Raw genomic sequence first — 15714 nt, 5'->3', positions numbered from 1 at the left:
TCCGACAAGGGCGTGGCGCTTTAATTGGCGTTCTTCGTAAGCCAGGTCTTCAGCAAAACGGCAGCTTCCGTCCTATTCCGAACCCCTAGCTCACGCAGCACCGCAGCGGCATGGATTTTGGTCGTCGCTTCGGCTATTTCCAGATCGCGTGCAATTTCCTTGTTCGAGTATCCTTCCGCCATCAGCTTGAGCACTTCCTGCTGCCTCGAAGTCAACCTGCCAAGGTTGGCACTGGCGGTACGTCGGGGCGGGATTTGCTCCGCGGGCACGGGTGCAAGAGTTGCTTGCCCCGCACCTGGGCGTGACAGAAGTGCTGGGACGTAGATGCGGCCCGCAAGGATTTCGTTGACGGCCAGCACGACTTCCTCGTCTCTCTGCGACTTAACGATATAACCGTGAAGTCCGATCGAAAGAGCCGTCAGTATCTCCGAGCGTGAATCATTCCCGGAAACGATCGCAAATCGCGTATCGGGATAGGCCGACAGGATGCCGCTGAGCACTTCCTGGTTGAACAGTCCCGGCATGTTCAGGTCCAGAACGGCAAGATCGACGAAAGCCTGCTCGGCTAACAAGCTGAGCACGGCGTCGAAACACGACGCCTCGAATATCTCGACACCGGGAATGCCTGCGGTCAATGCCAACCGCAGGCCACGACGATACAAGCCATGATCGTCGGCGATAACGATTCGGTACATTTGAACTACCCCAACGCACTCTGGATAAATTGAACGGCGACGGACTTGGAAAGGTGCCCATCCGCTCGTCAATTCATCCAGTCAACGCCAGCGGTGCCCCAACACCGCAAACGCCAGATTGCTAATATAATCCTAGATAACGGAAAACGCTTCTTTTTTTTGAACCGCCGTTAACAGGACCACCTGACCTTGTCAGACATCCGTTCTGAGCCCAGGAACCCCGGCCGCAGCACCCTACGCCTACCTTGTGACAGGTGCCTCGAGAGGCGTCGATTTCGCTGTCAGAACAGCTTCAGCCATAGAACACCAGAACGGCTGGATCGTTACCATTCGAATGCACGACGACATCCACCCCGACCGCCACTTACCATCCTGTCTACGATGTCCGGACCAAAGCGTCTGTGGGATTTCCCACAGGTCTCCCCGGGGACCAAGAACGCGACTTTCCGGATGCTGGACAGAACAGGGGTAGGGTGGCCGGCTCATGACAATGGTGATCAGGCCTAACGAACACGGGAGAAGCAAATGAAAGCGGTGATTCAATGTGGTGGCATGGGGACACGCCTCCGCCCCTTCACGTCGGTCTTGCCGAAGCCGCTCATGCCGATCGGTGCTCGGCCGGTCCTTGAGATGCTGCTGAAATGGCTACGACGCAACGGTATCCAGGAAGTCTACATCACCACCGGGTATCTCGGGCATCTGATCCGCACCGTCTGCGGAGATGGCTCGCAATGGAACCTGAAAATCCGATATACTCAGGAGATGGAGCCGCTCGGCACCATCGGACCGCTCTCCTTGATCAGGGATGAGTTGAACGAACCCTTTATCGTTCTCAACGGCGATGTCCTTACCGATCTAAGCATCAGCCGCTTTGTGGCAGCGCATCGCAAGCACAACGATCCGGTGACGATCGCCACAGCTTCCCGCCTGCACAAGATGGACTTCGGCGTCATAGACGAAGTCGACAACACTGTGCAGGTCTTTCGCGAAAAGCCGACGCTTTCGCATCTGGTCAGCATGGGAATCTACGCCATGAACCCAGATGTTCTGCAGTTCATTCCGTCCGGCATACCGTTTGGGTTCGACGACCTCATGCTGCAGATGATGCAGAACGGTACACCTGTCCACGTGTACAAGCACGATGGGCTCTGGCTCGATATCGGGCGCGTCGACGACTTTCAAAGTGCACAGGCCATTTCCTGGGAAGACCAGTCGGCCTCGATCGAGGTCACTGCCACGGCTGCGTGACGAAATCACCAAGCCCAGTCCCGCAGTCAACAGTCTAGGAGGTCATAATGCTCTTGGTGAGTGCCCCGATTTTGGGTGTGCCGGAGAAAACAGCTTTGTCCAAGGTCATCGACAGCAGTTGGCTGACCATGGGCGAGCAGGTGCAAGCCTTTGAAGAGGCTTTCGCCAAGGCGCACGATGCGGAGGATTGCGTCGCGGTCAGTTCCTGCACCGCAGCGCTTCATCTCATTTTGCACGGACTCGGCATCGGTCCGGGCGACGAGGTGCTGGTGCCGTCGATGACTTTCGTGGCGACAGCAAACGCGGTTCTCTATGTCGGCGCGACCCCGGTCTTTGTCGACATTGAATCGGTCGACGTTCCGCTGATGTCGATCGCCGAAGCTGAGGCCCGATGCACGGAGCGCACCAAGGCGGTTATTCTCGTGCATTTTGCCGGCTACCTGGCCAATCGGGAAGAATGGCAGAGGTTCGCCCAGGCCCGAGGACTGCATATCATCGAGGATGCCGCGCATGCGCCGGGCTTGAAAGAGGTGGGAACGTACGGCGCCGCAGCCGCCTTCAGCTTTTACGGCAACAAGAACATGACCACGGCGGAAGGCGGAGCGGTGATTGCCCGAGACCCCGAATTGCGCGAGAAAATCCGCCAGGCCCGCGGACACGGAATGACCACCGGGACGCGCCAAAGGCTGAACAGCCGTACGGCGCAGTACGATGTCACCATGCTCGGCTTCAACTACCGCATGGATGAAATGCGGGCCGCAATCGGACTGGTCCAACTGCAGAACTTACAGGAATGGAACGAGATCAGGCGTATCCTGGTCATGCTCTATCGGCGTCTCGTGGCAAAACATTGCCCGGCTGTGACGATCCCGTTCCACGAACCACGGACGTCGGCCTACCACATCATGCCTGTCCTCTTGCCGCGCTACGTCAACAGGCAAGATGTTGTCGATGCACTGCGTACGGAGGGGATACAAACCACCATCCATTATCCGCCCCTGCACGAGATGACGCTCTATCGCGAGCTTTTCCCCGGAATCCATTTGCCGCGGACAGAGGACTTTGCTCAGCGCGAGCTGACATTGCCACTGCATCCCCAGATCACTGCGCCTGTCGTGGAAGCGGTCGTGGTGGCTCTTGCCGCCGCCGTCAATGGCCGCGCCCAAGCAGGAACCGCCGCATGAATGCTCTGGACCTTTCTCTCCACCGATCCGGTATCTCAAGGGCCAGCCACGGGTTCGTAAGGCGAGCAATCGACGTTGTCCTGGCTGCGGCCGCAGCCATAATCTTCGCCCCGCTGATGCTGGTGATTGCCTTGGCGCTATTGCTGGAAGGCGGCCGCCCCATCTTCTTTGCCCAGACCCGGGTGGGCGCGGGCGGTCGGCCCTTTCGCATGTACAAGTTCCGCAAATTCGACGTGCGATGCGATTCTCATGGCTTCGCGCTGACGATGGCCGGCGACGATCGCATGACGACGATAGGGCGAATCCTCGCCGCCACCAAATTCGACGAGTTGCCACAATTGTGGAACGTCTTGAAGGGTGAGATGGCGATCATCGGACCACGCCCCGAGAGCCTCGTCTTCGCCGATTGTTTCCACGGCGGCTTTGAGGACATCCTGCAATACAAGCCGGGCTTGCTCGGCCCGGCGCAAGTTGTCTATCGCAACGAAGCCCACTGTTATCCGCAGTCCGGCGATCCGCTGCTGTTCTACCGTGAGGTCCTGTTTCCGGCCAAGGCCAAGCTCGACCTTTCCTATTACCCACAGCGCACCATCATCTCGGACATTGTCTGGATGGTGCGTGGCTTTCTTGCGGTTGTCGGTCGGGCCTCGTCGCCGCCGCAAACCAGCATCCAAGAGCAAGGTTAGCGTATCACGCATTCAGGGGGCACCTCGTCATGAACTACAAGGGCAGGAAAGTTCTGGTCACCGGAGCCGATGGGTTCATCGGCTCGCATCTCACCGAAGCGCTCGTCCGAAGCGGGGCGGATGTCACGGCGATGGCCCTCTACAATTCCTTCGACAGCCACGGTTGGCTGGATGATTTGCCGGATAATATTCGAAGCCAGCTGAACCTCATCCGCGGCGATGTTCGCGACAGTGCCTTCGTCAACCGGGTCATGCGCGGCCAGGCGGCGGTGTTTCATCTGGCCGCCCTCATCGCGATACCATATTCATATGCCGCGGCCCAATCCTATGTGGACACCAACATCCTGGGCACGGTGAACGTCCTCGAGGCGGCGCGGCAATGGGAGACGGAGCGCGTGGTGCACACCTCGACCAGCGAGGTCTATGGCACCGCGCTGACCATGCCAATCAGTGAATCCCACCCGTTGCAGGGCCAATCGCCATATTCGGCGTCCAAGATCGGCGCGGACATGATGGCGGAATCCTACGCCAGGTCGTTCGACGTCCCCGTGGTCATCATGCGGCCATTCAACACATACGGCCCGCGCCAGAGTGAGCGAGCCATCATCCCGACCATCATAAGGCAAGCCCTCGACCCAAATTGTCAGGCGATCATGGTCGGAGATACAAGTCCGATACGAGACCTTACTTTCGTGGAAGACACGGCGGCGGCATTCATGGCCGCAGGTTCGGCCGAGCTCGAATTCGGCCATGCCTACAATGCCGGCACCCAGCGTGCCGTGACGGTCTCGGACGTATTGGATCTGGTGCTCGAGTTAAGCGGCACCAAAAAGCCGGTCCATCGTGACGAGCGCCGCCTGCGGCCGCAGAATTCCGAGGTCCGCGCCCTGCTGGCCGATCCTTCGCGCCTTGAAAGCAAGACCGGATGGCGAGCACAGACCAGCCTGCGCGACGGGGTGGAGCGAACCATCGGATGGTGGAAGGGGCGCCTCAGCGAAGGCCGCGTAAGGCGGGAAATGGATTACATGACATGATTCTTCGCCGGCGTGCGTTGGCTCTGCTGTTCTTTGTGGCCGGCCTGTCTATGGATCTGCCGGCGGCCGGAAGTCTACTGAACACCGAGCCGACACAATTTACCGCACCGGTGACCATGGAGCTGCCCGATTATTTGCAGCCAACGACCGATCCGGCGTTCGGGACAGAGTTCGTGCGCATCACCAAGCCCGGCGTCCTCGGCAACGGGGTCGTATGCGGCAACGAATACTGCCGCCACCGTTATTCAAGCGCTCAAGCCTGGAATTCGGATCAGAGCCTTCTCGTCATCACCAACGGGTGCAACGGCATGTGCTTTCTGGATGGGCATACATATGCCCCGCTGTTTCGTCGCGCTCGATCAATTGAATGCGAGTGGCACCCTCAAAACGCGGAGCTGATGATCTGCGTTGCTGGCCGGCAAGTATCGACCTGGGCGCCACGGACCAATCGCGAAGACGTCCTGTTCGTTTCGAATGACTATCGCGATCTGCGTTTCGGGCCGGGCAAGGGCAATCCAAGCCGCGACGGTAATCGCATAGCGGTGCGCGCGCTCCGTGAGAATGGCGAAACGGTGGTTTTTGCCTATGATCTCAGGGAACGGAAGAAATTCCCGGACATCCAGCTCGATCAGCTTGGCGGAACCAACGGCGCCTGTTCCATCTCTCCGCTCGGAACCAGCATTCTATGCCTTCAGGAGATAGTGAGCGGCTTCCAACAGGCCTTTATTTTCGCAGTCGATGGCACTTTGCGTCAGAAGTGGATTGAACATCACCGGCCAGGCCACGGCGACATGACGGTCGATGAAGATGGCAGCGAAGTCTACGTAGGCATCAGCAAATCCGATCCGGACAAGTATCAGGTGATCAAACGTAGATTGTCCGACGGCAAGGTCACTCCGCTTACGAAGTACGGCGAAGCCATGCATGCATCCCTGCGTGCGCTGGCCAGGCCTGGCTGGGTGTTCCTGACCTATGGCGGCGATCCGAATGAGATAGCAGCTCAACCAGACTGGGCGCCATATGCACAGGAAGTGATCGCGCTGCGCATCGACGGCAGCGGTGAGGTTCGACGCATTGCGCAATCGAGAAGCACTCAGCTCGACTATCGAAGCGAGACTCAAGCCTCACCATCGCCTGACGGCTCGCAGGTAATTTGGTCCAGCAACTGGGGCGTGCCCGGCGGGCCAGTCTACGACTTCGTCTCTCGCCTCGACTGGCCGGAAGAGCCGAGCTCGAACCGGAAGGAGATTGTAACCAATGGTCTTCATTAATCGAACGCTTCTTGCCGTGCTTGGCATACTGTCCGTCATCAACGTGGCTGCCGCAGCGGACGCACGGGTCGCTTACCGAATTTCCGCCGGCGATACCGTCGAGATAGGAATTGCTTCCGCTTCGGAACGAACACAACGTGCCGTGGTGCAGATGGACGGCACGATTGCGCTTCCCGAAGTCGGGATGATTTCGGTCGCCGGCCTGACTGCGGCCGAATTGCAAACGCGCATGGAGACGATCCTGCCGACCAAGATATTTCGCCAGCGCCTGGCTGACGGCCGAGAGCAAATGATCGTCATCAAGCCAAGTGACGTGACGGCCGTGATCGCCGAATATCGGCCGATTTACGTAACCGGCGACGTGCTCACGCCCGGGCAGCAGGTCTACCGACCGCTCATGACCGTGCGGCAGGCGGTTGCAGTGTCCGGCGGCTTCAGCCTTTTGCGGTCACGGGCAAACCAGGCCGGCCCCGATCCGGCGGATCTGCAGCGCGACTTCGAAGGGGCTTGGGGGGAATATACCAGAGACTATTTTCATAGTGCTCGTCTGCGCGCCGAACTTCAGAATCAGGCGAAATTCGACATGCAGGCACCACAAGGGTCACCCTTGTCAGCGACTTTCGTGTCGGCAATCGCCCAGGCCGAAGCAGAAGGACTGAAGCTCTCCCTGGACAACTTCCAGCAAGAGCAAAGCTATCTCGAAAAAAGCGCCAAGGATGCTGCTGAACAGATAGAGATGCTGCTCAAGCGCGAGCAAGCCGAAGCGGCCGCAGTCAAAGCCGACGAGGCCGATCTGGCGCGGATAACGAAAGTGTTTCAGGCAGGCAATCTAACCAACGACAGGCTGGCCGACGTCCGGCGCGGTGTGCTTCTCTCGTCCAGCCGGGCACTCGAAACGTCGGTCGAACTCATGAGAACACGACGTCAGCAGGATGATGTTGCCAGACAGCTCGAGCGCAATGAAAATCTGAGACGGATTGGCCTTCTGACCGAGCTGAAAGATACCAATGTGCGCCTTGCCGACACAACCGCAAGACTACGCGCCGCCAGCCAGAAGTTGCAGCTGACGGGCACGTCCGCCCAGCCGCTGGCGGTCGCCGGCGAAAGGGTTCAGGCTCAGGTCACGATCGTCCGCAAGCTCGGCGAGGAATGGCGCACACAGCCGGCCGAAGAAGACACAGAGGTAATGCCGGGAGATACGATCGAGGTAAGGTTCGGCGGAGCCCTCGAAACCTCAGCGATCCAATAGAACCTGCCTCCGTCCCGGAGGAATCGGGACGGAGGTTCTTTTGACCGCAATCTTCTACGAGCCAGTTTTTCGCCGATACGGACTTTGGTCCGACCGTGACCGGCTGCAAAACCTTGGTTGGGCATCGCCGACCACCTATTGCCTGAAGGCCCGGGAAACCTGGTCGGTAAAGGGTTTCAGCAGATAGGACCAGACGTTGCGCTCGTCGGTGCTGATGTGGACTTCGGCGGGCATGCCCGGTTTGAGTATTTTTTCTCCCGTCAGGCAGGCTGCCTCGTTTTCGACGTCGATGCGCGCCGAAAAATACGAGAGCTCACGTTGCGGATCCTTGATCAGATCCGCGGAGACGCGGTTGACCGAGCCTTCGCAAGCTGGCGTGGTTCCGGTGTCGAAAGCCGGGAAACGGATTGAAACCCTTTGTCCGGGACGAACGTCATCTATACGCTGGGGAGGAATGAGTGCGTCCACGACAAGATTGTCGGCGTCGGGCACAATCATCATGATCGATTCCCCGGGAGCAATCACACCTCCGACAGTGTGGACTGAGGATTCTTGCACCGTTCCCGATTGCGGGGCGCGGATATCGGTCCTGGAGAGTTCGTCCTGCGCCACCACCTTACGCTCGCTGAGCTCGGTTTCCTTGGCTTCCGTTTCGCGGAGTTCGCCTGTTACTTCTTTGCGCATTTGTTCGTCGAGTTGAAGCACCTGCAGGTCGGTTTCACTGATTTTCGCCTGCACCTCCGCGATGGCCGCGAGGAGGCGTCCCGACTCGCCGCGAGTCCGCGTCTCCTCCAACTGGACATTGCTCAGCCTCTCCTTCGACACCAATTTCTTTGCATAGAGACCCTCGACGTCAGCACGGCTCTTGGTCAACAGAGCCAGCGACTCGTCCATCGCCGACTGCTGCGCCTTGAGGCCATCGATCTGACGCTCCAATTGCTTCGAGCGGCTTTGCAATTGCGCCCTCTGGCCAGCCAGCGCGGTGGCACGGCTTTCGAACACGGCGCGCTCGCCACTGACAAGCGCCGCCAGTTGCGGGTCGTCCATCCGGACCCGAAGGCTGGGTGGAAGCTGCATCTCCGGCAGACCCCGTCGTTCGGCCTCAAGACGCGCCAGACGAACGTTGGCGCGATCGAGATCTTCACTGACTATCTGCAGGTTTGACCGTGTCACCGTGTCGTCAAGCCTGACCAGCACGTCGCCGGCCCGCACGTGATCTCCGTCCCGGGCAAAAATGCCGGCGACAGTGCCGCCGGTTTGATGCTGGACTTTCTTTATGCTGCTTTCGACCACCACGGTGGCGGGCGCAATCACGGCGCCGGCAATCTTGGTCAACCCCAGCCATAACCCTCCGCCGACGACCAGCATGGCAGTGGTTGCCAGGCCGAGGATAAGGTTGGCGCGAATCCCATCCGGCTCATCGACCGGGTTCGTTCCGATCCACTCGCTTGGGCCAGCCGCCGGGGCAAAGGAGGACATGGTCACGTCAGACACGGAAAGACCTCATGCATGTCCGCCTGCACCTTTCTGCATCGGTACGATGGCACCTGGCCTCTCCGGACGCGGGAAGGGCCGGATCACATTTGCCAGAACGTCTTCGCGCGAACCAAACGAATGAAGCATCCCGTTCGACAGGACGAGTACCTGATCGATGTTGACGAGAGCCGAGGGGCGATGCGCAACGACGATCGCGATGCCGCCACGCTCGCGCACCGCCAGGATCGCCCCGGCCAACGCGACGTCGCCATCTGCATCCAGGTTGGAATTGGGTTCGTCGAGAACGACAAGGAACGGATCGCCATAAAGTGCCCTGGCGAGCCCGACGAGCTGCCTCTGCCCGGCTGAGAGGTTCGCTCCTCCTTCCCCGATGCGGGTTTGAAAACCGTCTGGCAGGCGCATGATCATCTTGTCGACGCCAGCTGTCCTGGCGGCTGCCAGCACGCCCCTTGCGTCACCCTGACCGCCAAACCTCGAAATGTTGTCTGCGATCGTTCCGTCGAATAGCTCGACGTCCTGCGGCAGGTAACCAATATGCGTGCCGAGCAGCTCCGAATTCCATTGATCGAGCGAGGCGCCGTCCAACCTTACCGTTCCGCGAAGTGGCTTCCAGGCCCCGACCAACGCGCGCACAAGCGTGGTCTTGCCGGAGCCGCTCGGGCCGACGATCGCCAGCCCGGCGCCCTTCGACAGGCGGAAGCTGACATTGATGACCGTTGGCTTCTGCAGGCTTGGCGGTGCGACCGTCAGTTCCTCGACGACAAGCTGCGTCTGTGGACGCGGCAGTTCCATGACCTCTTGCTGGCTGTCGAAAGCATCGAGCGCCTTCGCCAGGTCGGAATAGCTTCGGCGGGTGGCCAGAAACCCTCTCCAGTTCGCGATCGCCACGTCGACCGGCGCCAATGAGCGGCCCAGCAATATGGATGACGCGATGATCACGCCTGGTGAAGCCTCGCCGCCGATCACAAGGTAGGCCCCAAGCCCCAGCACGCACGACTGCAGGGCCATCCGGAGTGTCTTTGACAATGAACTCGTTGCCCCGACGATGTCGGATAGCCGTTCCTGATTCCTGAGATAGAGATGGCTGATCTCGCCCCAGCGTCGGCCGAGCCGGGCGGAAAGGCCCATTGCCTGAACGACCTCTGCGTTGCGGCGACCGGAATCAGCGAGAAGCCGCTGCGCTACGAGGGTTTCAGATGCACGCGCCGCGGGTCTACGGCTGACGACTTCGGCGACCACCGTCACAAACACAACAGCTAAGGCGCCGAGCGTCGCAAGCACACCAAGCGAAGGGTGCAGCAGGTAGATGACGACCATGTAAAACGGTATCCAGGGCACGTCGAAGACGACGGTCGGCCCCAGGCCGGAAAGAAAGCCGCGCAACTGATCCAGATCGCGAAGCGGCTGCACCCGGTTTGCGTCAGGCCCAGCAACGAGCGGTAGAGAAAGCGAAGCCGCGAACGCCTTATGCTGCAGATTTCTATGCAGGCGGCTGCCTATGCGGACCAGCAGCCGGAGCCTGACGAAATCGAGGAGACCGTAGACCGCGTACAGGCCCAGCATCCCGATTGTGAATCCGACAAGCGTCGGCACGCTCTGCGAAGGCAGAACGCGATCGTAGACCTGGAGCATGTAAACGGAGCCGGTCAAGGCGAGAACGTTTATCACTGCCGAAAAAATGCCGACACCAATAAGCCCATGCATTGAGCCGAACATGGCGGAGCGTAGATCGAACGAGCGCCCTTCCGTCGGCTTCATGGGTTGCACTCTTTCGCGCGAAATCGCCGCGCTATCTTGTCGGTTCTGTCGGTGATGGGGATAACCTCTTGCCTGGCGGAAGGCAGCTGCTTCATTATCGGAACATTATGGTTTGCTTACATACGTGCTTTTGGTCAAAATGCAGCGAAATCGTGACGCACGACGGAGAATTCGTAAATTCGCTTCGGAAGCTGGGGACAAACTGAGTCTGCAAAAGCGACTGTTTCCCAACCATGACACAGATGAGACACTTATGATCATCTTTTGTTGCACCATGTCTTCATAGCGTATCGAGAGACGAAGGTTTTCAATTTGCCCGTCGAGAATCCGACGACTTCAAGATATATTTCTTTAGTAAGCGATTGTTGAACATCCGGAGAATCGGGGAGGGCTTGTAGTGAGTGAAGAAATCAGTGTCGCCGAGGCCTACAGCAAGGGCCGCACCGTCTTCATGGGACTTGAGCTGCTCGTCGCAGCTGGTGCGCTCGTTCCCAGGCCCGAGACGGAATTGCTTGGCAAGACGGCCGTTGACGTGCTGCGTCAACTGGACCTGCCGGCGCCACGCCTCGTCGACATGTGCTGCGGAGCGGGCAATCTGGCATGCGGCATAGCGCATTACACCCCCACCGCGCAGGTCTGGGCCAGCGATCTCACCGATGGATGCGTCGAAGTCGCGCGCCGCAATGTCATCCACCACGGCATGGCGGAGCGCGTGTCGGTGCTGCAGGGCGATTTGTTCGATGCCTTCTCAGGCCTTGGGCTTGAGGGCACGATCGACGTGATCGTCTGCAACCCACCCTACATTTCGGACAAGCGGCTCGAAGGCGACCGCGCGCATCTGACCGAGCTTGAGCCGCGTGAAGCATTCGCAGCCGGCCCTTATGGCCTGAGCATTCATATGCGGGTGATCAAGGACGCGCCGCGTTACTTGCGGCGCGGAGGTATTCTGCTCTTCGAGGTTGGCCTCGGCCAGGACCGGCAGGTCATGAGTCTGCTGGAGCGTTCCAAGGCCTACGAGAACATCCGTGCCGTCACCAACGACGCCGGCGAGGGCAGGGTGGTAGTGGGACATGTGAAGGCGCACGCGTAAGTAAGCCTTGCCGCGGTAGGCGTCAGCGTTGCCGCGGATGCAGGTGCGCTCGCTGTTGGCGGAGCATGGACCGCCCGCCGCGCAATAAGCTTGTAATCAGTTTTTCTTGCTGATGATGTACTGCGCTATGCCCTGGATGGAATCGAGGTTCTCAGGCAGAAGCTCGCTGTCCTCGACCGTGATGCCATAGGTTTCCTCGATGAAACCAATGACCTCAAGCACCCCCGTCGAGTCGACGACGCCCTGGTCGAGAAGAGAGGTCTCGCTCTGCAAGGCGTCTGCGTCGGCTATGTAGAAATTCGACGCCAGGAACGCACGAATTTGTTCCTTGTAGGTTTCGACCCGGTCCTTGGTTGTCAACATTGAATTCGCCCTCCTGAGCAACAACAAAAATCAAATCAATCTCATTCCAGAACAGTAGCCCTAGGACAGTGCCGTTTTTTTGAGCTTGCCGGTGTCTGTCATCGGCAGACTCGCTACGACAACGATGGACTTCGGAACCATGAAGTTCTCCAGCCGCCTCTGGCACTCTTTCTGAAGCTGCTTTTCGCCGATGATGCTCCCTTGCTCCATTACGACAAAGGCCTTGACCGCTTGCCCAAGAAGCTCGTCCGGGACGCCGATCACGGCCGCTTCCCGTACTCCCGGAATGTCCATCAGCACGTTTTCCACCTCCTTGGGTGCTACTTTTTCTCCCCTGGATTTTATGATCTCGTCGCCGCGTCCGACGAAATAGAGGTAACCCTCCGTGTCGATCCGGCAGTAGTCGCCGGTGTACAAGACCTGCTCGCCGGGCAACGGGCCGGGCTTGAGCTTCCTGGCCGTCGCCTCCGGCTTGCCCCAATAGCCCTTCATCACCGTGGCTCCGCGGATGACCAGCTGGCCGACGACATCGGGGCCGACGCGCCTGTCATCCTCGTCGACAATCCACATTTCCGTGTTCGGGATGGCGATGCCGACGCTCAACGGCTTTCGTTCCAGATCTTCAGGTGGCAAATAAGTGCAGCGCTTGCATTCGGTGAGGCCGTACATTGAATAGACACGCGCGCCCGGGAACAGATCCTGGAGCATGAGAATGTGCTTGAGCGGCAGCGCGGCTGCAGTGTTCGTAACGTAGCGAATGCTCGAAAAGTCATGACTTTTGAGGGATTTGAGCTCGGAGAGCGAGGCGAAGATGGTCGGTACGCCGGGAAAGCCGGTAACCTTCTCTTGCTTGATCACCCCGAGGATCTGGGCCGGGAAAGCAAACGAGCGCTCAAGCACCAGCCGGGCGCCGGTGCGAAACGCCATGATCATCTGGTACAGGCCGTAATCGAAGGCGAGCGGCAGGACGTTGAGGATCACCTCGTCTTCGCCAAGCTCGAGGTAGGAGGCGATCGACGTGCACGCGGTGATCATGTTCCTGTGCGTCAGCATCACGCCCTTGGGCTCGCCCGTCGACCCCGACGTATAGATGATGGCGGCAAGATCGATATCGATGCAGCGGCGCGCAGGCGCTTTGCTGTGGCCGCCGGCGACGGCGCTATCCCAGCGCACGGCATGCGGCAACCCAGCCAGCTCGGCGTCGTCGACCGGTCCGGACACGATCACCCGGCGCAGTGACGGGCACTTGCGTGCCGGCTCGCTGAATACCGAGTGCAGGTGCTCGTCGGTGATCAGCGCCGCCGGAAGGCAATCGTTGAGGAGATAGTCAAGCTTGTCGCTTTTGGTGAGCGGGTTGACGATGCTGACAACGGCATTCGCCTTGAGTACGCCCCAGAAGGAGACGACCGTCTCGACGGTGTTGTCGGCGAAGATCATCACGCGATCGCCGCGCGCGACCCCAGCCGCGGTTAGATGATGCGCGATGGCGTTGGCGCGCGCCTCGATCTCACCATAGGTGACACGTTGCGTACCGCACACCAGCGCCACTTTCTCGCCGAGGCGGCTGGCGGAATAAGCGAGGTAGTCATGCAGGAGAGGTACCGCACCATGCATCATGCCGGAACCTCTTCGCGTTGCTCGCGGTCGACGTCGACGCTGAGCGTGCCGGTGCGGGCCCCACCGGGACAGTTGGCGACGAACTGCTGGTGAAGCAGTTGCGTCGACAGCACGCCGACCAGCGCCATATTGTCGGAATTGGACAGATCGCCATCGCCCGTTCTGGCCCGACACTTGTCCAGCAGGCGCGTGACCGATTTCGGATCGAAGACGTTCGCCGCGCGCAGCGCCGTCTCCGACAGCGCTTCCTGAACATAGGCCGGGGCATCGTCGGCGACGAAGCAAAGCCCGTTGGGCGCCCGGTATGGCTGCTTCTTGCGGGCCACGATTTCCGGCGGCACGATCGGTTGCGCCACACGCTTCAGCACGTGCTTTTCATCGAGAATGGCCAGCTTGTAGGCTGCCGGCAGCGAATTCGCGAGCTTCACGAGTTCATCGTCCAGGAAGGGGAAGCGTCCCTCGATCGAGTGAGCCATGAGCATCCTGTCGCCTTGCGAGGAAAGCAGGTATCCCGACATCAGAGTCTCGATCTCGATATACTGGTCCTGGGCGAGGGAACCCCATCGCGAAAACTCCGCCGGCAGGCGGCCAAGCAGTTCGGACACGGCATCGCGCTGCCCGGTTTCGGCGCGCATGTCGGCCGAGAACAGCCGCTTGACGGCGCCGGTGGTGTGCCAGCGCGTGTCATGCGCAAAACCTGGCGCGTCATGGGACTGGATGTTGCGGCCGAAGAACTGGCGCGCCATCGCCTGCTGGTGCACCGGCGAGCGGCTGAGATAGGGATAGAGGCGCTCGAGCAGCCGTGGGCGTCGTGTCGAAGCGGGCTGGCGCCCCCAGAAGCGGCGCACCTTGCCTTCGCGGAACAGATCGTAGCCGGCGAACATCTCGTCGGCCCCTTCGCCGGTCAGCACGACCTTGATGCCGTGCTCGCGCACCAGTCTTGAGAGAAGGAACAGCGGCGCTGGTGCGGTCCTGAGGATTGGACGTTCGGTGTGGTAGATCACCTCGGGAAAGATTTCGGCGATATCGTTGCGCGAAACCACCACTTCATGATGCTCGCTTCCGGTCGCGCCGGCGACCAGGCGCTGGAAGCGGGTCTCATCATATTCGGCGTCGGCAAAACGCAGCGAGAAGGTCTGGAAGCGCTCGCCCGCGAAGCGCCTGCCCAGCGTGGCGACAAGCGAACTGTCGAGCCCGCCGGACAGGTAGCAGCCGACCGGAACGTCGGCGCTTACTATTCTGAGCGCCGTGGCCGCCTCGAGGGCGCTGCGCACTTCGTCCACCGCGTCATCGAGCGATCCGGCGAATCCACCATGGTTCGGGCCGGAAATTTCGGGATAGCTAGGCTTCCAGAACGCCCGCTCGCGAACGGTGCCATTTTCATAGATGCGGACGTGGCCCGGCTTTAGTTCCTTGATTCCCCGAAATACGCTTTGCGGCGGCACGATTGTCCAGAGCGTGAAGGTCTGATCGAGGCCAACCGGATCGAAGGCGCGGGATATGCCGGTATCGGCGGCGAAGATGGCCTTCACTTCGCTGGCGAAGTAAAGCCGGCCGCCGTGTTCGCAATAGTGCAGGGGGCAGATGCCGAACCGGTCGCGCGACAATACGAGACGACCCGCCACGGAGTCCCATATTGCGATCGCCCATTGCCCATTCATCCGCTCGAAGGCGGCCTCGCCCCACTCACGATAGGCGTGGATGACAACCTCGGTGTCGCTGCGTGTGCGGAAGCGGTGACCGAGGGCAACCAGCTTTTCACGTAGTTCGACATAGTTGAATATCTCGCCGTTGAAGACGATCCATGTCTTGTCGCCGGTATCCGCGAGCGGCTGCTGGCCGCTGGAAAGATCGACGACGGACAGGCGGGCATGCGCCAGGCCCGCACGTCTATCCCGGTAAAGGCCGCGCTCGTCCGGGCCGCGATGCGTGAGTGCGCCCGCCATGCGCATCAGTGCGTCTCGCGAAGGAGGCGCGGCGGCGGCGCCTAGCGACACAATTCCGGCGATACCGCACATCCGG

General features: G+C 60.1%; 13 protein-coding genes. 7 read left to right on the top strand and 6 right to left on the bottom strand.

Annotated features, from left to right (window positions below; translation table 11 throughout):
• Positions 1-20 precede the first annotated feature (20 nt).
• Complete coding sequence (locus MESS2_RS18215) at positions 21-695, bottom strand: LuxR C-terminal-related transcriptional regulator (RefSeq protein WP_008875870.1); 675 nt, start codon at positions 693-695, stop codon at positions 21-23.
• Between the two features lie 525 nt (positions 696-1220).
• Here MESS2_RS18215 and MESS2_RS18210 point away from each other — a divergent pair.
• Genes MESS2_RS18210 through MESS2_RS18185 form a run of 6 tightly spaced genes read left to right on the top strand, consistent with a single transcriptional unit; the run spans position 1221 to position 7367 of the window.
• Entirely contained in the window at positions 1221-1943 is a 723-nt protein-coding gene (locus MESS2_RS18210; protein WP_008875868.1) for a nucleotidyltransferase family protein, read from the top strand.
• 47 nt (positions 1944-1990) lie between these two features.
• Entirely contained in the window at positions 1991-3127 is a 1137-nt protein-coding gene (locus tag MESS2_RS18205; protein WP_008875866.1) for a DegT/DnrJ/EryC1/StrS family aminotransferase, read from the top strand.
• Positions 3124-3813, top strand: a complete 690-nt coding sequence (locus MESS2_RS18200; RefSeq protein WP_008875865.1) for a sugar transferase — start codon at positions 3124-3126, stop codon at positions 3811-3813. The genes MESS2_RS18205 and MESS2_RS18200 overlap by 4 nt, the downstream gene beginning before the upstream one ends.
• 29 nt (positions 3814-3842) lie before the next feature.
• Complete coding sequence (locus MESS2_RS18195) at positions 3843-4847, top strand: SDR family NAD(P)-dependent oxidoreductase (RefSeq protein ID WP_008875864.1); 1005 nt, start codon at positions 3843-3845, stop codon at positions 4845-4847.
• A complete protein-coding gene (locus tag MESS2_RS18190; RefSeq protein ID WP_008875863.1) occupies positions 4844-6118 on the top strand; it encodes a hypothetical protein in 1275 nt (424 codons plus the stop codon). The genes MESS2_RS18195 and MESS2_RS18190 overlap by 4 nt, the downstream gene beginning before the upstream one ends.
• The gene (locus MESS2_RS18185; RefSeq protein WP_008875862.1) at positions 6105-7367 is read left to right on the top strand and encodes a polysaccharide biosynthesis/export family protein; all 1263 of its coding nucleotides are present in this window, start codon (positions 6105-6107) and stop codon (positions 7365-7367) included. The genes MESS2_RS18190 and MESS2_RS18185 overlap by 14 nt, the downstream gene beginning before the upstream one ends.
• Before the next feature lie 135 nt (positions 7368-7502).
• Here the strand turns inward: MESS2_RS18185 and MESS2_RS18180 are convergent, their stop codons facing one another.
• The gene (locus MESS2_RS18180) at positions 7503-8846 is read right to left on the bottom strand and encodes an HlyD family type I secretion periplasmic adaptor subunit (protein WP_008875861.1); all 1344 of its coding nucleotides are present in this window, start codon (positions 8844-8846) and stop codon (positions 7503-7505) included.
• A 24-nt stretch (positions 8847-8870) separates the two neighbouring features.
• Positions 8871-10622, bottom strand: coding sequence for a type I secretion system permease/ATPase (locus MESS2_RS18175; RefSeq protein WP_008875860.1), 1752 nt, complete (start codon positions 10620-10622; stop codon positions 8871-8873).
• A 397-nt stretch (positions 10623-11019) separates the two neighbouring features.
• Here MESS2_RS18175 and MESS2_RS18170 point away from each other — a divergent pair, with 397 nt between their 5' ends.
• On the top strand, positions 11020-11712 hold the full coding sequence (locus tag MESS2_RS18170; protein WP_008875858.1) for a N5-glutamine methyltransferase family protein: 693 nt from the start codon (positions 11020-11022) through the stop codon (positions 11710-11712).
• 96 nt (positions 11713-11808) lie between these two features.
• On the opposite strand, the gene MESS2_RS18165 is transcribed toward MESS2_RS18170, so the two are convergent.
• From MESS2_RS18165 to asnB, 3 genes are read right to left on the bottom strand one after another with little or no spacing between them, the layout of a single operon-like run.
• Positions 11809-12075: an acyl carrier protein gene (locus MESS2_RS18165; RefSeq protein ID WP_008875857.1), complete on the bottom strand. Its 267-nt coding sequence runs from the start codon at positions 12073-12075 to the stop codon at positions 11809-11811.
• Between the two features lie 60 nt (positions 12076-12135).
• Positions 12136-13692, bottom strand: coding sequence for a class I adenylate-forming enzyme family protein (locus tag MESS2_RS18160; RefSeq protein WP_008875856.1), 1557 nt, complete (start codon positions 13690-13692; stop codon positions 12136-12138).
• Positions 13689-15710, bottom strand: a complete 2022-nt coding sequence (gene asnB / locus MESS2_RS18155; RefSeq protein WP_008875855.1) for an asparagine synthase (glutamine-hydrolyzing) — start codon at positions 15708-15710, stop codon at positions 13689-13691. Before asnB ends, MESS2_RS18160 begins: the two co-directional genes overlap by 4 nt.
• Positions 15711-15714 lie beyond the last annotated feature (4 nt).

Origin of the sequence: Mesorhizobium metallidurans STM 2683, assembly GCF_000350085.1 — a bacterium.
GTDB lineage: Bacteria > Pseudomonadota > Alphaproteobacteria > Rhizobiales > Rhizobiaceae > Mesorhizobium > Mesorhizobium metallidurans.
The sequence above is the reverse complement of the archived record's forward strand: the minus strand, read 5'-3'. Positions and strand labels throughout refer to the sequence as shown.